Source organism: Sphingomonas sorbitolis (assembly GCF_036663875.1).
In the GTDB taxonomy this organism is placed as follows: domain Bacteria; phylum Pseudomonadota; class Alphaproteobacteria; order Sphingomonadales; family Sphingomonadaceae; genus Sphingomonas.
On sequence record NZ_JAXOJS010000003.1, the window covers coordinates 358,910 to 377,878 of the forward strand.

The following is an 18,969-nucleotide window of genomic DNA, read 5'->3' on the forward strand; positions in this document are numbered from 1 at the left end:
ATAAATTGGCCCGGCATGTCTCGAACATGCCGGGCTTTTTATTGACTATCTCACTTTGGTTTTTGACTACGCCCAAATTAGTGCTAACGCTTCGCAAGTTGACTTACATCAATTTGCCGAACTGCCACATGAGCGGGAAAACGAATGATTCGATCTGAACTGGTCCTGAAGATCGCCGAGGCACATCCGGACCTGCAACCGAACGAAGTCGAGCTGATCGTCAGCACGTTTTTTGACGAGATTTCGAAACGCCTTGCAGCGGACGGACGGGTCGAGCTGCGCGGTTTCGGTGCGTTTTCAACGCGCGCCCGCGATGCCCGAACCGGCCGAAATCCGCGTACCGGCGAAGTCGTCGAGGTCGACGCGAAACGCGTTCCCTATTTCAAGCCGGGCAAGGAAATGCGCGCACGCCTGAACGTGTGACCCCGCATAAATTTCAGGATCTGGCGCCGATCGGCCATGTTTGTCCCTGCGATGGGTTGACCCGGCGGACGGCGTCGTCTTGTTGGGGGCGTGTGCGGACGTGGCGAAACCGGTAGACGCAGGAGACTTAAAATCTCCCTCCCTAGGAATGCGGGTTCGAGTCCCGCCGTCCGCACCAGCGCGGCCTTTCTTTTAACGACCTGCGTCGTGCTTGCCGCGACGCTGACGGGGTGCGAGCGACGTCGTCCCGATACCGGCGCGGTGATCGTCAGCGCGATCGGCCCCCCACCTCACATCGTCGATGCCCGCCGTGCACCGGTCGACACGCCAAGCCGGTTGCTGATCGACTCGACCGCACAGGGCCTGGTCCGTTTCGACGCCGCTGGACAGATCGAGCCTGGCCTCGCCGAACGCTGGATCGTGATCGACGGTGGCATGAGCTACATCTTTCGCCTGCGGGAGGGCGATTGGGGCGATGGCACGCCGGTGACGGCGGATCAGGTCGTAACCATTCTGAACCGTCAGATCGCACCCGGTTCACGCAATCCGCTGGCGCCCTTTCTGACCGCGATCGACGAGATCGTGGCGATGACGCCGCAGGTGATCGAAGTGCGACTCGGCCGGCCGCGTCCCGATCTGCTGAAGCTGTTCGCGCAACCCGAGCTTGGCTTGCTGCGGCTGGCGCCGTCCGGCGGGAGCGGACCGTTTCGGGTCGCGCCGCACGGACGCGGGCGCGCGCCGTTGCTGCGCCCGGCCTTCGATCCTAACCAGGCCGATCCCGAAGACCAGCGGGTGACCAAGCCCGAAGAAGATGTCCGACTGATCGGCGAACGGGCGGCACGGGCGATTGCGCGGTTCGCCCATCGGGATTCGGACCTCGTCAGCGGTGGCAGCTTTGTCGACTGGCCCCTGCTCGCGACCACCGAAATATCGCCCGCCACCATCCGCGTCGATCCTGCCGCCGGACTCTTCGGACTGGCCATCATTCGCCGCGATGGGTTTCTTGCAGATGCTGCGAACCGCGAGGCCGTAGCTGAGGCGATCGATCGCACCGCGCTGACGACGGCGATCGCACCAGCCTGGGACGCGGCCGATCGCATTCTGCCCGATATTCTTGATTCGGCAGCGCTACCCCAGGTGCCCCCCTGGACGCTGCTGACGCAGGACGAGCGTCGTGTTGCCGCGCGGCAGCGGGTTGCTGGATGGGGTGGCGGACCAGTGGCGCTGCGAATCGCCCTCCCGAACGGGCCGGGCGCGACATTATTGTATGCGCAGGTGGCGGCATCGCTGATCGCAGTCGGGATCACGCCGTACCGTGTCGCGCTGGGTAGCGACGCCGACCTGATGCTGGTCGACGCGGTCGCCCCCTATGATAGCGCGCGCTGGTATCTGGCAACGGCCTGCGTCGTATGTGGCGAGACCGCGCAGGCGGCGATCACCGCAGCGCGTGAGGCGCCGACGCTCGCGGAGAGGGCGCAGCGGATCGCCGCCGCGGATGTCGCGATGAACGCCGACGTCGCCTTCATCCCGCTCGCGCGGCCGCTGCGATGGTCGCTCGTATCGACCCGGCTACGGCAATGGCAGCCCAATACGCGAGCATGGCACCCGTTGAACCGATTGCGCGCCGACACCAACTGACAGTCATGACCCAACGCCCGACGCGCATAGCTCCTGGATCGATCCTCGATACGCTTCCGATGGGACGCGACGCCTTGTCGGTCCGCCGTCGTGTCGAGGCCATGGAGCGCGTGATGGAGGGGCTGGTCACGATCCCCGGCACCAACCGCAGGGTCGGCATGGACGTGATCCTCGACATCATCCCGTTCGCCGGCAGCACGATCGCCGCCGCGGTCGGCGCGTGGATGGCATGGGAGGCCCGCAACATCGGCATGTCGAAGATCCAGATGGCGCGGATGTTCGGCAATGTCGGAGTCGACTGGGCGCTAGGCATGATCCCGTTCGTCGGCGCGATCCCCGATTTCTTCTTCCGCTCGAACACGCGCAACCTGCGGATCATAAAGAAGCATCTTGACAAGCATCATCCATCGACGGCGACGCTCGAAATCTGACGGCGCCGTCGATCCGGTGCGGCGGCGGCTAGCGAGAACCTCGCCAGATCTCGAGCGGGGCACCTGGCGCCAGACCACCCTGATGCACCGGGCAGCGGCGGTAGCGAAAACGCCGATCGAGGCAGATCCAGACCTCGTCCAGCCACCCCTGCTTTGTCGCGGTTACACGCATCATGTCGGCCTTCAGGCCTGGATTGGCGCTGGCCATCGCCGCCGCGAACCGTCCCGCCGTCAGTGACGTTCGCGACAAGGCGTCCATGTTGGGGAATTTCAGCTTGCCGTACAGAGCGGCGGATTGGGCGAAGTATTTGGCGGGACGGTACCCCGGCATACAGGTGCCGTGCTTGGCCCATTCGTGCTGAAGCAGTTGCGCGGACGGTGTCGTACAGAGATGCGCCTTGATCACCGGGGGCGGTACGAATTCCGCGTCATGACAATATTGCGGCCAGTCCTTGCCGACGCCATCGGGCCACAGCCCGTGCAGCGTAAAGCCGAACCGATTTCCCGCCGCGCACTGAAATGTCGAGCCCGCGCGACTGCCGTTGTCGCGACAATATTGCGGTGCCCATGTGATCGCCAGCGTGTAGCTGCCGATCGGAATATCGCGCTTCGGCTGGCTGTCCGACGGTAAATCGGGACGGACACGCTCGACCGATGACGGCGCCGAGCATCGATAGGTCTGGGCTTGCGCCGCAACCGGCAATGCGAGCGCTGCGGCTACGAGGCTCGTTCCAGCCAATCCGCGCCGTAGACCGGACACGGGCATCGATGCACGTGAGGTCGAATCGGCGCAACCCGGCATCGGATCGGCACCGATACTCGCGACCCGACCCGACCGACCGATCGCGGACATGATCGGCGCCAGCACGCGCGACGTGAAACGCCGCTGATCGGGCCGCCGCTGATCGGGCCAGAATATCGATGGCGATCTGTTCATTGTCTCGGCCCCCTGCCCGGTGTCGCGTCACGCATGCGTCGCCACGCGGATGAACCGGTCATGCTGTCGTGAAATCGAGCCCTATATCCGCCGCCGGTGCGGACTGCGTCAAGCGGCCGACCGAGACATAGGTGACGCCGGTTTCCGCGATTGCACGGATCGTATCCAGGGCGACGCCGCCCGAGGCTTCGGTCGGCACCCGTTCGTCGACCAACGCCACCGCCGTGCGCAACATCGCTGGCGCCATATTGTCGAGCAACAGGTGCGTCGCACCCGCCGCGAGCGCGGGTTCGATCTGGTCGATCCGATCGACCTCGACGATAATATGCGCGATTCCTGCCGTCTTGGCGCGTCGCACCGCTTCGCCGACACCGCCGGCAACCGCGACATGGTTGTCCTTGATCATCGCCGCGTCCCACAGCCCCATGCGATGGTTTTGCGCGCCCCCCATCCGGGTCGCATATTTCTCCAGCACGCGCAGTCCCGGGATTGTTTTCCGCGTGTCGAGCAGGATAGCGCCCGTTCCTGCCATGGCGTCGACATAGCGACGCGTCATCGTCGCGATCCCCGACAGATGCTGGACGGTGTTGAGCGCCGATCGCTCTGCCGTCAGCAAGGCTCGACCTGCACCCTCGAGACGAAGCAGATCGGTGTCGGCCGCGACCGAATCGCCGTCCTGCACGAGACGTTCGATATGTACGCTGGGATCGAGCGCCCGGAAAAACGCTTCGGCGAGCGCCAAACCCGCGACGACGATGGGATCGCGACTATCCATCACGCCGGTAAAGCGCGCATCGGCAGGAATGACGGCGGCGGAGGTGATGTCCCCGATCGTGCCAAGGTCTTCCGCCAGGGTCGCAGCGACGAACCCGTCGACATCGAACGATTCAGGCAATGCTGCGTTCACGTAGATTCTCCCAAATATCACCGACCGGCGATGCCGGCTCGATTGCCAAAAAGCGATGATGTGGACCAGCAGATACCGCCGACCGATGACTCGGAATAATTTTTGACGATGCTGGGAACAAACGGCTGATTGACGAGTTGCAGGACTGTTACTCAAGGATCCAATAATGCCTACGAAAACGATGGCCGATGTCGCACGCTTGAACGCTTTGCTCGATGAGGCCCTCGCGTTGGCGGATGCCCTGCAAATGCCGCTGGCGGCAATCCACATCGATCAGGCGCTGTCCCAACTCAGCCTGGACGTCGTTCCGGCCTGAATTAGAGGCACGGTCGGACGGGTTGAGGCCCGCCCGGCTCGTTTATCCGGCGTGCACGGTCGTTATTTAGGGCCCAGGTCGCCTTTCCCTACCGTGTTCGACGCCATCTCCAGCATCCGATCGAGGCTCTTCTTGGCCTGAAGGCGAAGCCCTTCCTCGATCTCGATCCGTGGGCTCAGGTCGCGCAGCGCGACGTAGAGCTTTTCCAGCGTGTTAAGCGCCATGTACGGGCAGATGTTGCAGTTGCAGTTGCCGTCCGCGCCCGGTGCGCCGATGAACCGCTTGTTCGGCAACGCCTTTTCCATCTGGTGGATGATATGCGGCTCGGTCGCGACGATCAGCGTGTCGCCGGGCATTGCCAGCGCGTAATCCAGGATCCCGCGGGTCGAGCCGACATAATCGGCATGATCTAGGATGATCGGCGGGCATTCGGGATGTGCGACGACGGGCGCGCCGGGGTGCTGCGCCTTGAGCTTCATCAGCTCGGTCTCGCTGAATGCCTCGTGGACGATGCACACGCCTGGCCAGAGCAGCATGTCGCGACCGGTCTTCCGCGCGAGATAGCCGCCGAGATTGCGGTCGGGGCCGAAGATGATCTTCTGATAGGGCGGGATCTGCGCGAGGATCGTGTCCGCCGACGACGACGTCACGATGATGTCGGAGAGCGCCTTCACCTCGGTCGAGCAGTTGATGTAGGTGAGTGCGATGTGATCGGGATGCTTCGCGCGGAACGCAGCGAACTGCTCGGGCGGGCAGCTGTCCTCAAGGCTGCAGCCGGCGTCCATGTCGGGCAGCACGACGATCTTGTCGGGCGACAGGATCTTGGCGGTCTCGGCCATGAACCGCACGCCGCAGAACGCGATGACGTCGGCGTCGGTCGCCGCCGCCTTGCGCGACAGGTCGAGGCTGTCACCGACGAAATCGGCGAGATCCTGAAGCTCGGGCTTCTGGTAATAATGCGCGAGGATCACCGCGTTCTTCTCCTTGCGGAGGCGCTCGATCTCGGCGCGAATGTCGATGCCGGCGAAGTTCTGGTTCAATTCCATGGTTGTATCCCGAGTTTAGCGCCCGTCTTCTAGCGACGATTCCCTAGCACGTCCTGCAACGAGCGCGAGGTGTCCCAGCGCTCGGTGCTCGCGATCGGTTCGTCGGCAAAGCGCACCGCGACGGTCGCGTCGATCCCTGCGGCCCGCAGCGGCATCGCGAAACTGCGTTCCACGGCACGGCGCGTGGCGTCGCGCGCGAGCTTGATCATCGCGGGTTCGCGGGCTTGCCGAATAAGTTCGATCTGGCCGGCGCGGCGATTGGCAGCGTCTAGGTTCTTCTCGGCGTCGGTGAAGGTGGTCAGGACGCCGCCCGAGCCATATTCGCGGACCGCGTTGAGATCGACCTGCGGGCCATCCGCCTCGACCGCGGGCAGGCGCACGGACAGCGTCTTGCTGGTACCGTCCCACGCGACATCGGCCTGGGTCAGCTTGCCCATGTCGACCTCGTACCGGACCATGCCGGGCATGATCAGCGTCTTCTCGGTGGTGAAGCCGAGCTGCGACTGTTTGGAGGTCACGACCGCGACATAGCGTGCGGCGAACGCGGAGAGGCGGTTCTGCTCGCGCAGGCCTTCCAGACTAGCGCTGGCGATCGTCGTCGGATCGGGGGTCAGGCGGTCGCTGACGTAGCGCTGGACACCCCACAGCGCGAGCAGACCGGCAAGCACGAGGATGACGACGAAGCCCGCCGCCTTGGCAAGGAAGCCGCCAATCCCAGCGCTCTGCCGCGGTTCGGTCAATTTTTGATCTGCCATGTTTCGCCTTCCTCGATCACCAGGCCACGGTTTTGCAAGTCGTAGAGATGCGCCAGCACCGAACGCTCGGCGGCGGGAACGAGCCGCGCGTCGAGCCCCACATACATTTGCGTGACGATCCGCCCGATCGGTTGCGGCGCGGCGCGCAACAGCCGCAGGATCTGCCCCTCGCGTTGCTTGCGGTGGCCAAGCATGCCGCGCACCAGCCGCTGCGGCTTGTCGATCGCTTCGCCGTGGCCGGGATAATAGACACGGTCGTCGCGACCCATCAGCTTTTCGAGGCTCGCCATGTACGCCGCCATATCGCCATCGGGCGGCGAAACGATCGTCGTCGACCAGCCCATGACGTGATCGCCTGAGAACAGCGCGCCGGTCTCGGGCAAAGCGAAGGCAAGATGGTTCGAGGTATGGCCGGGCGTCGCGATCGCCGCCAGCGTCCAGCCGTCGCCGGCGATGGTATCGCCTTCGACGAGCACGCGATCGGGCGCATAGTCCGCGTCGAACGATGCATCCGCCCGCGCACTCGCGTCATCGAAAGCGAACGGCGCCGCCCCGACGATCGGCGCGCCGGTGATTGCCTGCAACGGCCGCGTCGCAGGACTGTGATCGCGGTGGTGGTGCGTCACGACGATCGCGGTGACCGGACGGCCATCGATCGCGCGGATCAGCGCGGCGATATGCGCGGGATCGTCGGGACCGGGATCGATCACCGCGAGATCGGTCGTGCCGACGATGTGCGTCTGCGTGCCGGTATAGGTGTAGGGTGACGGATTCGGCGCGAGCACGCGGATGACGAGAGGCTCGAGCTGGATCGGGATACCGGTCGGATGCTCAGCCATGGGACCGAGATGGCCGTGATTGTCGGCGATGACAAGATCCTCTGATCAGGCGGATGTGTCGCCGTTTTTTACAGCTCGGCAGCGGCGCGTCCGGGCATTAACTAACAAATGTCGCACAAATCCGCGATAAATCGCGTTTGGCATACGCACTGCATCGTCTGCCACGTCACCGAACGCCGCGGCGTTCAAGCAGGGTGGATCGACCGCTACCGTCCGGTCTCGCGTCGATCCACCCGCCCCGGTGACATTTCCAATCATGGCCGATCGAACATGGCGCTGGCGGCTGCTTGCGACGCCAGTCTGTCACCCCAGCGGAAGCTGGGGTCTCCATCGATGCCGATGTCGCCCGCCTCATCCTGATACCCCAGCTTTCGCTGGGGCGACGTTTGTCAGTGTAGGCTCAGGGATGCGCGAAGCGGCGCGCGCCTCAGCCAGCCTTCTGCTTCACGAACAGTTCTGCCAGTTCGCCGCTCTCGTACATTTCCATCATGATGTCCGAGCCGCCGACGAACTCACCATCGACATAAAGCTGCGGAATCGTCGGCCAGTCGGAATAGGCCTTGATGCCCTGGCGGATGCCCTGGTCCTGCAACACGTCGACGCTCTCGAACTCGACTTCGAGATGGTTGAGGATCGCGATCGCGCGGCTGGAAAAGCCGCACTGCGGGAACAGCGGGCTGCCCTTCATGAACAAAACGACGGGGCTGGCTTTGACCACTGCGTCGATGCGGGCGTTGGTGTCGTCGGTCATATCTTGGGTCATCTCTGGGTCCTCAGGAAATTGCGGTGGTAAGCTGAAGCGCGTGCAGCACGCCGCCCATGCGGCCACCGAGTGCGGCATAGACCGCCTGGTGCTGCTTCACGCGGCTCATGCCAGCGAAACTCGGCGCGACGACCTTGGCGGCATAATGATCGCCGTCACCGGCGAGATCGGTGATCTCGACCTGCGCATCGGGGATCGCGTCGCGGATCATCGTTGCGATATCGTCTGCAGCCATCGGCATGTTATTGCGCCTCCAACAGCTGGCGACGAGCCTCAATCATCTGCTGCGCGAGAGCGCGGCGGACGGTCGCCTCGTCATGGTCGAGCCCGGCCGCGGTCAGATCGCCGACCAGTTTGCGGACGACGTCGTCATCGCCGCCGCCCTCCATGTCGGCATGGACCAGCGCGGTCGCATACGCATCGGTTTCTTCGGGGGTCAGCTTCATCTCGTGCGCAGCCCAACCGCCAAGCAGGCGATTGCGACGCGCGGTGATGCGGAACGCCATTTCCTCTTCGCGCGCGAAATTCGCCTCGCTGGCGCGTTCGCGATCGTCGAATGTGGTCATTGCGCAGGTCCCCGTTCAGTCTCGTACTCCGGCCTGAGATAGGTCGGCGACCGCCCGCGCGCAATAATCACCGCTGCTTCGGCGGGTTGCGGTCAGCCGACCTCGACCACCAGCTTGCCGATCGCGCCGCGCGCGGCCATCTTCGCGATCGCCTTGCCGCCATCCTCGAACGCGAATGTTTCGGTCACGCGCGGCGCGATCTTGCCTTCCGCCCACAAGGCGAAAAGCGTTTCGATGTGCGCTTGGTTGGCTTTCGGATCGCGCGCGGCAAACGCGCCCCAGAAGACGCCGCAGACGTCGCAGCTTTTGAGCAAAGTCAGATTGAGCGGCAGACGCGGGATACCGGCGGGGAAGCCGACGACGAGATACTTGCCCTCCCATGCGATTGAACGCAGCGCCGGCTCGGCATAGTCGCCGCCAACCGGATCGTAGATTACATGCGCGCCGTCGCGACCGACTGCCGCCTTGAATTGCTCGGCGAGCGCCTTGGACTGGTCCTTGTCGAACGGGGCGCGGGCGTAGATCAGCGTTTCGTCGGCGCCGGCGGACTTCGCAGCGGCGGCCTTTTCCTCGGACGAGACGGCGGCGACGACCTTCGCGCCGAATGCCTTGCCGAGTTCGATCGCGGCGAGCCCTACCCCGCCGGCCGCGCCGAGCACGAGCAAGGTCTGCCCCGCCTTGATATGCCCGCGGTCGAGCAGCGCATGGATCGTCGTACCGTAGGTGAGGATCAACGAGGCGCCCTCGGCAAAGCTGCGGCCTTCGGGGAGGCGGTAGAGCTTGACGGGATCGGCGATAACCTTCTCGCAAAGCCCGCCGTGACCAAGCATCGCGATCACACGGTCACCGACTGCCCAGCCGGTGACGCCCTCGCCGATCGAATCGATCGTGCCGGCGATTTCGCCGCCCGGTGCGAACGGGCGCTGTGGCTTGAACTGGTATTTGTCCTCGATGATCAGGACGTCGGGGAAGTTGATCGCGCAGGCCTTGACCGCGACGACGACCTGTCCGGGGCCGGCTACCAGATCGGGCAGCTCGACCATTTCCAGAGTTTCAGGTCCGCCGACTGCCTTCGACACCAATGCTCGCATACCCGCTCTCCACCGTCGTCCAGGGGCGATTCGATGCGACCGCCTCCTCGAATTTCGAAATCTGGGTATCCCTTGCCAGCGTCAGGCCGACTTCGTCCAGCCCTTCCATGAGACACTGGCGACGGAATGCGTCGAGTTCGAAGGTGAAGCGGTCCTGGAACGGGGTGGTGACGGTCATCGTCTCGAGATCGACGGTGACGGTCTGGTCCTGCGCGACCTCCAGCAGGCGATCGATCGCCTCCTGGGGCAGCACGACGGGGACGATGCCGTTCTTGAACGCATTGCCCGAGAAGATGTCGGAGAAGCTCGGCGCGATGACCGCGGTGATGCCCATGTCGGCGAGCGCCCACGCGGCATGCTCGCGACTGGAGCCGCAACCGAAATTATCGCCGGCAATGAGGATCGGCGAGCCGGCATAGCGCGGGTCGTCGAAGATGTTGCCGGGTTGCGCGCGGACCGTCTCGAACGCGCCGCGGCCGAGGCCGGTGCGCGTGATCGTCTTCAGCCAGTGCGCCGGGATGATGACGTCGGTGTCGATGTTCTTCGCGCCCCAGGGATAGGCGCGGCCCGAGACGGTCGTGACGGGGGTCATCGCTGTTCCGTACGCTCCGGAACGACACGCGCCGATGCGACATAGGCCGCGACGCCGCTGATCATTGCGCCGGCCGCCAGCAGTACGAATACCTTCTTCACGCTATTTCCCCCATCAACTCTCTGACGTCGCTCAGCTTACCGGTCACCGCCGCCGCTGCCGCCATCGCGGGTGATACCAGATGCGTACGCGCTCCGGGACCCTGTCTGCCGACGAAATTACGGTTCGACGTGGAAGCGCAACGCTCCCCCGCAGGGACTTTGTCCGGGTTCATCGCAAGACACATCGAACAGCCCGGTTCGCGCCACTCGAAACCGGCGGTGATGAAGATCCGGTCGAGCCCCTCGGCTTCGGCCTGACGCTTCACGAGGCCCGAACCGGGGACGACGAGTGCACGGACGCCGGTCGCGACATGGCGTCCGTCGGCGATTGCCGCGGCGGCGCGCAGGTCCTCGATGCGGCTGTTGGTGCAACTGCCGATGAAGACGTGCTGGATCGGCACGTCGCGCATCGCGGTGCCAGCGGTGAGGCCCATGTAATCTAGCGACTTCTGTGCGGCGGCCTGCTTGGCCGGGTCGGCGAAGCTCGACGGTTCGGGGACGAATCCGGTGATCGGCACGACGTCCTCGGGGCTGGTGCCCCAGGTCAGGCCGGGGGCGATGTCGGCGGCGTCGAGGGTGACGGACTTGTCGTACTTCGCGCCGGGGTCGGTTGCGAGACTGCGCCACCAGGCGACGGCGCGATCCCAGTTCTCACCGGTGGGGGCCATCGGGCGGCCCTTGAGGTACGCGAAGGTCGTGTCGTCGGGCGCGATCAGGCCGGCACGCGCGCCCGCCTCGATCGACATGTTGGCGATCGTCAGGCGACCTTCGATCGACATCGCGCGGATGACGCTGCCGGTGAATTCGATGACGTGGCCGGTGCCCCCCGCCGCACCGATCTTGCCGATGATCGCGAGGATGACGTCCTTGGGGGAGACGCCGAAGCCGAGTTCGCCGTCGACGCGGACTTCCATCGTCTTGGCCTGCGACAACAGCAGCGTCTGCGTGGCAAGGACGTGCTCGACCTCGCTGGTGCCGATTCCGAACGCGAGCGCGCCGAGTGCGCCGTGCGCCGAGGTGTGGCTGTCGCCGCAGACCAGCGTGGTGCCGGGGAGCGTGAAGCCCTGCTCCGGCCCGACGACGTGGACGATGCCCTGCTCGGCGGCGGTCGCGTCGATATAGTCGATGCCGAACTCGGACGTGTTGCGGCGGAGCGCGTCGAGCTGTTGCGCGCTTTCGGGGTCGGCGATCGGCAGGACGCGGCCAGCGGCATCTTTGCGCGCGGTGGTCGGCAAATTGTGATCGGGGACGGCGAGCGTCAGATCGGGGCGGCGGACTTTGCGGCCTGCCACGCGGAGACCTTCGAACGCCTGCGGGCTGGTGACTTCGTGGACGAGGTGGCGGTCGATATAGATCAGGCAGGTGCCGTCGTCGCGGCGTTCGACGACATGCGCCGCCCAGATCTTCTCGTACAGCGTTTGTGGAGTGACCATGATGGGGGCGCGGTAACCGAAAAGGGATGCTGCGCCAAGGTTGTATGTAATTTTCGGTCGTTCGGACGAGCCGGGGTCGCGCTCGCAGGAAATTTGTTCCCCCGCGAAGGCGGGAGCCCAGACCGGGTCCCCGCCTTCGCGGGGAAACAAGAGGGATCGCCCCTGCCTCGTCATCCTGACGAAAGTCAGGATCCAGAGTGACGGAAGGCGGTGCTTGGTATCCTGGGTCCTGACTTTCGTCAGGATGACGGGAGGGGAGGCATCGCCTTGTTCAGGAATACGACGCTGTCGGCCAGCACCGGCGCCTTGCCGCGGAACGGTTTCGAGAGTGCCATCGCGACGTTCTCGTGGCTCAAACCGGGGTAATCGATGTGCGTCACCGGTGCGCCAAGCGCCATCAACCGCGCCGTGAGGTTGATCGCGTTGTGCGGCTTGACCTGCGTGTCGTCGCCGGCGGTAATTAGCAGCATCGGCGGGGCGTCCGTCCGCGCGAAGTGGATCGGCTGGGTCATTACCGGGTCGGCGGCGCCCTGCATCGCGTCGATCGCGCGTTTCGCGGTGAAGGGGTAGAAGTCGTAGGGCCCGCACAGGCCGACCGCGGCCTTGATGATGTGCGGGTCGACGCCCTCCGCCTTCAGCCAGCGCTGGTCGAGCGTCAGCATCGCGACGGTGTAGGCGCCCGCGGAATGGCCTGCGACGGCGATCCGGTTCGGGTCCCCGCCAGCCTCCGCAATGTGGTCGCGGGTCCATTTCACGGCTTCGGCGCCGTCCTGGAGGAAGGCGGGGAAGCGGACGTCGGGCACTTTGCGGTAGTCGGGCATGACGACGACGTAACCCGCCTTCGCATAGGCGCGCGCGGCGAACGCGTAGGCGCCGCGCGAGCCGTGGACCCAGCCGCCGCCATACCAGAAAATCAGCACCGGCAGGCCGGTCTTCGCGCCACCGGACGGGCGCCAGACGTCGAGCTTCTGGCCGTGCGTGCCGAACGGGACGCCTTCGCGGATGCGCGCGGTGCCGCGACCGCCACCCATCACGCCGTCGAGGACGCTGAGCGTCCCCGGCCCCGCAGTGAACGCCGTGCCTGCGATCAGGATCACGACCAGCGCTATGACGATCGCGGCGCGGCGCATCAGCGGCGGAAGTCCGCGGTGATCGATCCGCAGGTGAGGAGGTCGGCCTCGTGGCTTTCCTCGCGCCATGTCTCGACGAGCGCGGTCGCCTCCCATTCGCGCATCGCCGGGTGGGCGATGATCCGCTCGACCCAGGCGAGTCCAGCCGCACCGACGTCGATCCCATAGGTCCGCACGCGGAACGCCACCGGGGCATAGAACGCATCGACCGCGGTGAACTCTGCGCCTGCGAGCCAAGGGCCGCCGAACCGGTCGAGCCCTTCGCTCCAGAGTTCGGCGATCCGCGCGACGTCGCGGTCGAGCGCGTCGCTACCGGGGGCGGCATTCACGCGGACGCCGACGTTCATCGTCCGCTCGTTCCGCAGCGCGGAGAACCCGCCATGCATTTCGGCGGCCGCGCAGATCGCCCACGCGCGCGCGTCGGCGTCGACCGGCCAGACGCCGTCGTGACGCTCGGCAAGGTAGAGGACGATGCCGAGCGAATCCCATACCGTTCGCTCGCCGTCGATCAGCACCGGCACCTGTCCGGTCGGCGAGAAGGCGCGGAACGCCTCGTAATTGACGGGCGCCAGGAACGGCTCGATCCGGTCCTCGAAGTCGATGCCGAGCGCCTTCATCAAGGCCCAGGGGCGCAGCGACCAGCTCGAGTAATTACGGTTCGCGGTGACGAGGGTGTAGCCCATCAGGCGGTGTAGCGCGCGGTGGTCTTCGCCGCGATCTCGTCCGCGGTGACGCCCGGCGCCATCTCGACCAGCTTGAACGGGCTGTCGTGATCGGGACGCTGGAACACGGCGAGATCCGTGACGATCATGTCGACGACGTTCTTGCCCGTGAGCGGCAGCGTGCAGGACGGGATGAACTTCGGCGTGCCGTCCTTGGCGGTGTGGTCCATCACGACGATGATCTGCTTGACGCCCGCGACGAGGTCCATCGCGCCGCCCATGCCCTTGATCATCTTGCCGGGGATCATCCAGTTGGCGATGTCGCCGCCTTCGCTGACCTCCATCGCGCCGAGCACCGTCAGGTCGATATGGCCGCCGCGGATCATCGCGAAGCTGTCCGACGAGCTGAAATAGACCGACGAGGGGAGTTCGCTGATCGTCTGCTTGCCGGCGTTGATCAGATCGGCGTCCTCGTCGCCCGCGTACGGGAACGGACCGATCCCGAGCATGCCGTTTTCCGACTGGAGCGTGACCGTCATGCCCTCGGGGATGTTGTTCGCGACCAGCGTCGGGATGCCGATGCCGAGATTGACGTAATAGCCGTCCTTCAATTCCTTGGCGGCGCGCGCGGCCATCTGGTTACGGTCCCAGGGCATCAGTGCAGTCCTTCCTGGATGGTGGTGATGGTCGTGAATTGTTCGCGGAGCTCGGTCCCTACGCCGTCGACGATCGCCTGCAACGCGGCATCCTCGTCAAGGCCCCAGGTGCCCGCATAGGCGCGCGCGGCGTGGCGGATCGTGTCGGCGAGGAGGTAGCCGAACACGGTCGGATCCTCGAGAATGCCCGCGTCGATCAGCACGTTGCTGCCGGCGCCGTTGGTGATCCAGATGCGCGCGACCTCGACCGATTCACTGGTGAGTTGGGCGCCCTTGTCGAGCGCGATCGCATTGGGATGATCGGCCATTAGCGTACGCCTCCTGTCGGGGCCCAGCGGACTGCTGGCGGGAATACCTCGTCGCGGTTGCCCTTGAGCGCGGTGCCGTAGACGGGGTTGGGGAGGACGAACCACCCTGCTCCCCATTTCGCGGCAATCGCGGGGGACTGGACTGTGGCGCGGCGCGCGGCGGGGGTCTGGCCGGCGTTGAACAGGTCGCTGAAGTCGCCGAGCTGGTCGCCGCCCATCGCGACGACGCAGTACCGCGCCGCGATCGTCACGCGGCGGCCGTCCTTCTTCGAGCCCATCGCGTCGTCGCCGGCGAGGAACAGCGTTTCACCGTGGCGAGCTGGGCCGAGGCCGGCGGCTTCGATCGTGGCTTCAGTCTGTGCGGCGTTGGCAGCGGAGCGGTTGGTGTTGAAGATCACGGTGACGCCCATCGCGCGGAGTTGGGTGAGCGCGGCGAGCGCGCCGGGGACGGGGGCGACCTGCTTGACGCCGGTACGCTCCCAGTCCTGCCAGCGGGGATCGGACCAGGGTTGGCCGGAGGACGCGTCGTATTCGAAGCCGAGGTTGAGGAGGATTGTCTCGTCGACGTCGAAGACCGCGGCTTTGGGTTTGGTGCCGCAGGTGGTCCAGGTGGGGGCGGCTAGCGAGGCGCCTTGCGCGAGGACGACGGATGTTGGCGTGCGTTGCGCGCGGACGTAGCCGACGAGCGCGTTCCAGGCCTGGATGCTGACCGCGGCAGCTTCGCCCGAGGCGTAGAGATACTGCATGCCGGCTGGGACGCCGTCGACGGTTATTGGCGCAGCGACAGTCGGCGTGGCTGCGATCGAGGTCGGCGCGGACACACTGACGCAGCCCTGCAAAACCAGTGCCCCTGCGAGCGCAGGGGCCCAGGATACCGACCGCAGCGCGCGTGACCCTGGGCTCCTGCGTGCGCAGAAGAACGGGGAGTGGATCACGCGGAAACCCGCTCGCGGACGGTGCGGAATTCGATCTGCTTGTCGTAGGGCGCACCGACGATCATCCGTTTCACGTAGATCCCCGGCAGGTGGATCGTGTCGGGGTCGAGGCTGCCGACGGGGACGATCTCCTCGACTTCGGCAACGCAGATCTTCCCCGCAGTCGCCATCGGCTGGTTGAAGTTGCGCGCGGTCTTGCGGAAGATGAGGTTGCCGCTTTCGTCCGCCTTCCACCCCTTGATGATCGCGAGGTCGGCGCGGATGCCACGTTCGAGGATGTATTCCTGGCCGTCGAAGACCTTGACCTCCTTGCCCTCGGCGACCTGCGTGCCGACGCCGGTCTTGGTGTAGAAGCCGGGGATGCCCGCCCCCCCTGCCCGGCAACGTTCGGCGAGCGTGCCCTGCGGGCAGAATTCAACCTCGAGTTCGCCGCTGAGATATTGGCGTTCGAATTCCTTGTTCTCGCCGACATAGGACGAGATCATCTTCTTGACCTGGCGCGAGCGGAGCAGTTTGCCGAGGCCCTGCCCGTCGATCCCGGCGTTGTTGCTGGCGATCGTCAGGTCCTTGACGCCGGACGCCTCGATCGCGTCGATCAGCCGCTCGGGGATGCCGCACAGCCCGAACCCGCCCGCGCAGATCGTCATGCCGTCGAACAGCACGCCTTCGAGTGCCGTCGCCGCATCGGTGTAGCGCTTGTTCGCCATGCATCCTCCTCAAATCCTGGTCACCGCATAAGGCGCCGCCAATCGCTCGGCAACGTCGCTGCGCACGACAGTTCAGTATGCGAGCATCAGGCCGGGTCGCCTCCACCGCGTCTTGACCAGCCGGCCGCTACCCGAGCAGGTGATGTACGCGTCCATGCCGTCCACTCCGCCCCAGCAGATGTTGGTGGTGAACACGTCGTCGGTGGCGACGAACTCGACCAGCTCTCCGGCGGGCGAGATCACGCTGATCCCGCATTCGCCGATCGTCGCAACGCAGATGTTGCCGCACGCCTCGACACCGAGCGAATCGAAGAACTTGTAGCCGGCGGGGCGGTAGAGTGGCGTGCCCGCGGCGCTGGCGACCTTGCCGGGCGCGACGATGTCGAACGCTATCAGGCGGCAGGTGTAGGTTTCCGCTGTGTACAACGTGTTGCCGTCGGGCGAGAGGCCGATGCCGTTGGGGTTTTCGCTCGGGAAGATCACTTCTTCGAGCTGGGTCCCGTCGGCTTTCGCGTAGAAGATCCCGGTGATGTCGCGTGCGCGGTCGCGTGATTTGCCGTGGTCGGTGAACCAGAAGCCGCCGTGCGAATCGAAGACGATGTCGTTGGGTCCTCGCAGCGCGCAGCCGAAATCGCCGTCCTTGTAGAGGATCTCGACCGCGCCGGTGGCGATGTCGATCCGCTCGATACGGCCGCCCGAATAGTCGTCCGGCTGGCCGTGCGGGGTGAGGAAGCCGTTCGTCTCGCGCCACCCGAAGCCGCCATTGTTGCAGCAATAGAGCTTGCCGTCGGGGCCGATCGCGAGGCCGTTGGGGCCGCCGCCGGGTTCGGCAACCGTCGTTTTCGTACCGTCCGGGGCGACGCGGGTGATCCGGCCGGCTTCGATCTCGACGAGGATGACGCTGCCGTCGGGCATTGCCACCGGGCCCTCGGGAAAGCGAAGGCCGTCGGCGAAGGTAGTGAAGTCGGTCATGATCCTCTCCGGGCGAGTCGGGTTGATCCCGGCTTCGATGCCAGCGTAACCGCGTCTCGACTTCGCGCGCAACGGACGGCAGGATGCGCCCATGATCACACCACGCACCGGCGGCCGTATCCTGGTCGACCAACTCGTCGCACAGGGCTGCGACCGGATCTTCACCGTGCCGGGGGAGAGCTTCCTCGCCGTGCTCGACGCGCTGCACGATACGCCGGCGATCGATCTGGTCGTGTGCCGGCAGGAGGGCGGCGTCGGATTCATGGCGTGCGCGGACGGGACGCTGACGCACCGGCCGGGCGTGGCGTTCGTGACCCGCGGGCCGGGCGCGACCAATGCGTCGATCGGGGTTCACGTTGCGATGCAGGATTCGCAGCCGATGATACTTTTCGTGGGCGATATCGACCGCGGCACGCGCGACCGCGAGGCGTTCCAGGAGATCGACTTCCAGGCGATGTTTTCACCGATCGCGAAATGGGCGGCGCGGATCGACGATGCGCGGCGGATCCCGGAATATGTCGCGCGCGCCTATGCGACGGCGATGTCGGGGCGGCCGGGGCCGGTGGTGCTGGCGCTGCCTGAGGACATGCTGCTGGATATGGTCGAGGCGGTCGATCGGCCTCGGGTCGAGCGGGTGGCGCAAGGCTGTGACGCCGACACGATGGATTTGCTTGCGGATTTGCTGACGACTGCCGAGCGGCCGGTGGCGATCGTTGGCGGGGCTGGCTGGGATGTCGCGGCGTCGGGGGCGTTCTCGACCTGGGCGGATCGTAACGGCATTCCGGTGGCGGCGGCATTTCGGCGGCAGGATGCGATTCCAAACGACTGCCCGGTTTGGGCCGGGAATTTGGGGTATGGGCCCAATCCGAAGCTGGTCGAGCGGGTGAAGGCGGCGGATCTGCTGCTGGTCGTTGGGCCGCGTCTTGGGGAGGCGACGACCGATGGCTATGCGCTAATAACGCCCGATCATCCGGAGCAGCGGCTGATCCATGTGCATCCCGATCCGGATGAGCTGCACCGGGCGTACCGTGCGGATGTCGCCGTCTGTGCGGGGATGGCGGAGTTTGCGGAGGCGTTGCTGGTGGTGGATTTGCCGCCGCGGACTGCTGGGTCGGAGGCGCATGCGGAGTGGCTGGAATGGTCTACGCCGGCGCCGCGCGATCTGGCGATGGACCTGGGGCCGTGCGTCGCGGCGATGCGCGAGCGGCTGCCGGCGGATGCGATCCTCTGCAACGGGGCGGGGAATTACTCGGGGTGGTGGCATCGGTACTGGGCGTATGCCGGGCCGGGGACGCAGCTTGCGCCGACCGCTGGGGCGATGGGGTACGGCGTGCCGGCGGCGGTTGCGGCTTCGTTGCGGCATCCGGAGCGGACGGTCGTGGCGCTGGCGGGGGACGGGTGCTTCCTGATGAACGGGCAGGAACTGGCGACGGCGGTTGCGCACGGGGCGGACATGCTGGTGCTGGTCGTCGATAATAGCGGGTACGGGACCATCCGCATGCACCAGGAGCGGGAGTATCCGGGGCGGGTTTCGGGGACCGGGTTGCGCAATCCTGACTTTGCCGCGCTGGGGCGGGCTTATGGGTGTTGGGCTGAGACTGTTTCTCGGACCGAGGATTTTGCGGAGGCGTTGGACCGGGCGATGTCGCGGAGTGGGGTGCGGTTGTTGCACCTAGTGACGGATATCGAGGCGATTACTCCGGGGACGACGCTGGCTACTCCGGGGACGACGCTGGCGAAGGTGCGTGGCGGCTGAGCTTC

At 65.7% G+C, this 18,969-nt stretch carries 23 protein-coding genes and 1 tRNA gene; 6 read left to right on the forward strand and 18 right to left on the reverse strand.

What is annotated here, in order from left to right; genetic code table 11:
* Window positions 1–144 precede the first annotated feature (144 nt).
* From ihfB to U1763_RS11005, 4 genes are all read left to right on the forward strand, one after another.
* The gene (ihfB, locus tag U1763_RS10990; protein WP_132738987.1) at window positions 145–423 is read left to right on the forward strand and encodes an integration host factor subunit beta; all 279 of its coding nucleotides are present in this window, start codon (window positions 145–147) and stop codon (window positions 421–423) included.
* 94 nt (window positions 424–517) lie between these two features.
* Window positions 518–601: transfer RNA gene (locus U1763_RS10995), tRNA-Leu, on the forward strand.
* Between the two features lie 29 nt (window positions 602–630).
* On the forward strand, window positions 631–2,061 hold the full coding sequence (locus U1763_RS11000) for an ABC transporter substrate-binding protein (protein WP_332755247.1): 1,431 nt from the start codon (window positions 631–633) through the stop codon (window positions 2,059–2,061).
* A gap of 5 nt (window positions 2,062–2,066) precedes the next feature.
* On the forward strand, window positions 2,067–2,492 hold the full coding sequence (locus U1763_RS11005) for a DUF4112 domain-containing protein (RefSeq protein ID WP_332755248.1): 426 nt from the start codon (window positions 2,067–2,069) through the stop codon (window positions 2,490–2,492).
* A 28-nt stretch (window positions 2,493–2,520) separates the two neighbouring features.
* Here U1763_RS11005 and U1763_RS11010 read toward each other — a convergent pair whose 3' ends face one another.
* Both U1763_RS11010 and nadC read right to left on the reverse strand, forming a co-directional pair.
* Complete coding sequence (locus tag U1763_RS11010) at window positions 2,521–3,429, reverse strand: ribonuclease T2 family protein (protein WP_332755249.1); 909 nt, start codon at window positions 3,427–3,429, stop codon at window positions 2,521–2,523.
* 58 nt (window positions 3,430–3,487) lie between these two features.
* Complete coding sequence (gene nadC, locus U1763_RS11015; RefSeq protein WP_332755250.1) at window positions 3,488–4,336, reverse strand: carboxylating nicotinate-nucleotide diphosphorylase; 849 nt, start codon at window positions 4,334–4,336, stop codon at window positions 3,488–3,490.
* Between the two features lie 181 nt (window positions 4,337–4,517).
* Here nadC and U1763_RS11020 point away from each other — a divergent pair, with 181 nt between their 5' ends.
* A complete protein-coding gene (locus tag U1763_RS11020; RefSeq protein WP_279388898.1) occupies window positions 4,518–4,652 on the forward strand; it encodes a hypothetical protein in 135 nt (44 codons plus the stop codon).
* 62 nt (window positions 4,653–4,714) lie between these two features.
* On the opposite strand, the gene nadA is transcribed toward U1763_RS11020, so the two are convergent.
* The 16 genes from nadA to U1763_RS11100 form a co-directional block, all read right to left on the reverse strand.
* Window positions 4,715–5,698, reverse strand: coding sequence for a quinolinate synthase NadA (nadA, locus tag U1763_RS11025; RefSeq protein WP_332755251.1), 984 nt, complete (start codon window positions 5,696–5,698; stop codon window positions 4,715–4,717).
* A 29-nt stretch (window positions 5,699–5,727) separates the two neighbouring features.
* A complete protein-coding gene (locus U1763_RS11030) occupies window positions 5,728–6,453 on the reverse strand; it encodes a DUF4230 domain-containing protein (protein WP_332755252.1) in 726 nt (241 codons plus the stop codon).
* Window positions 6,435–7,292 carry an MBL fold metallo-hydrolase gene (locus tag U1763_RS11035; protein WP_332755253.1) on the reverse strand — a complete coding sequence of 286 codons (858 nt, stop codon included), beginning with the start codon at window positions 7,290–7,292 and terminating at the stop codon, window positions 6,435–6,437. The genes U1763_RS11030 and U1763_RS11035 overlap by 19 nt, the downstream gene beginning before the upstream one ends.
* Before the next feature lie 427 nt (window positions 7,293–7,719).
* A complete protein-coding gene (gene grxD / locus U1763_RS11040; protein ID WP_132739603.1) occupies window positions 7,720–8,043 on the reverse strand; it encodes a Grx4 family monothiol glutaredoxin in 324 nt (107 codons plus the stop codon).
* Between the two features lie 22 nt (window positions 8,044–8,065).
* A complete protein-coding gene (locus U1763_RS11045) occupies window positions 8,066–8,296 on the reverse strand; it encodes a BolA family protein (protein ID WP_056420018.1) in 231 nt (76 codons plus the stop codon).
* Window position 8,297: 1 nt separating this feature from the next.
* Complete coding sequence (locus U1763_RS11050) at window positions 8,298–8,621, reverse strand: DUF1476 domain-containing protein (RefSeq protein ID WP_132897719.1); 324 nt, start codon at window positions 8,619–8,621, stop codon at window positions 8,298–8,300.
* A 92-nt stretch (window positions 8,622–8,713) separates the two neighbouring features.
* Window positions 8,714–9,712, reverse strand: coding sequence for an NADPH:quinone oxidoreductase family protein (locus tag U1763_RS11055; RefSeq protein WP_332755254.1), 999 nt, complete (start codon window positions 9,710–9,712; stop codon window positions 8,714–8,716).
* On the reverse strand, window positions 9,675–10,304 hold the full coding sequence (gene leuD / locus U1763_RS11060; RefSeq protein WP_120299827.1) for a 3-isopropylmalate dehydratase small subunit: 630 nt from the start codon (window positions 10,302–10,304) through the stop codon (window positions 9,675–9,677). The genes U1763_RS11055 and leuD overlap by 38 nt, the downstream gene beginning before the upstream one ends.
* Before the next feature lie 97 nt (window positions 10,305–10,401).
* Entirely contained in the window at window positions 10,402–11,838 is a 1,437-nt protein-coding gene (leuC, locus tag U1763_RS11065) for a 3-isopropylmalate dehydratase large subunit (protein ID WP_332755255.1), read from the reverse strand.
* Window positions 11,839–12,077: 239 nt separating this feature from the next.
* On the reverse strand, window positions 12,078–12,968 hold the full coding sequence (locus U1763_RS11070; protein ID WP_332755256.1) for an alpha/beta hydrolase: 891 nt from the start codon (window positions 12,966–12,968) through the stop codon (window positions 12,078–12,080).
* On the reverse strand, window positions 12,968–13,651 hold the full coding sequence (locus tag U1763_RS11075) for a glutathione S-transferase family protein (protein ID WP_332755257.1): 684 nt from the start codon (window positions 13,649–13,651) through the stop codon (window positions 12,968–12,970). The genes U1763_RS11070 and U1763_RS11075 overlap by 1 nt, the downstream gene beginning before the upstream one ends.
* Window positions 13,651–14,286, reverse strand: a complete 636-nt coding sequence (locus tag U1763_RS11080) for a 3-oxoacid CoA-transferase subunit B (protein WP_332755258.1) — start codon at window positions 14,284–14,286, stop codon at window positions 13,651–13,653. The genes U1763_RS11075 and U1763_RS11080 overlap by 1 nt, the downstream gene beginning before the upstream one ends.
* Window positions 14,286–14,594 (reverse strand): DUF5076 domain-containing protein, encoded by a 309-nt coding sequence (locus tag U1763_RS11085; RefSeq protein ID WP_332755259.1) that lies wholly within the window; start codon window positions 14,592–14,594, stop codon window positions 14,286–14,288. The genes U1763_RS11080 and U1763_RS11085 overlap by 1 nt, the downstream gene beginning before the upstream one ends.
* Entirely contained in the window at window positions 14,594–15,415 is an 822-nt protein-coding gene (locus U1763_RS11090) for an HAD family acid phosphatase (protein ID WP_443026913.1), read from the reverse strand. The genes U1763_RS11085 and U1763_RS11090 overlap by 1 nt, the downstream gene beginning before the upstream one ends.
* Before the next feature lie 110 nt (window positions 15,416–15,525).
* Complete coding sequence (locus tag U1763_RS11095) at window positions 15,526–16,236, reverse strand: CoA transferase subunit A (RefSeq protein ID WP_332755260.1); 711 nt, start codon at window positions 16,234–16,236, stop codon at window positions 15,526–15,528.
* Window positions 16,237–16,308: 72 nt separating this feature from the next.
* A complete protein-coding gene (locus tag U1763_RS11100) occupies window positions 16,309–17,208 on the reverse strand; it encodes an SMP-30/gluconolactonase/LRE family protein (RefSeq protein ID WP_332755261.1) in 900 nt (299 codons plus the stop codon).
* Window positions 17,209–17,299: 91 nt separating this feature from the next.
* Here U1763_RS11100 and U1763_RS11105 point away from each other — a divergent pair, with 91 nt between their 5' ends.
* Window positions 17,300–18,964 (forward strand): thiamine pyrophosphate-binding protein, encoded by a 1,665-nt coding sequence (locus tag U1763_RS11105; RefSeq protein WP_332755262.1) that lies wholly within the window; start codon window positions 17,300–17,302, stop codon window positions 18,962–18,964.
* Window positions 18,965–18,969: the final 5 nt, after the last annotated feature.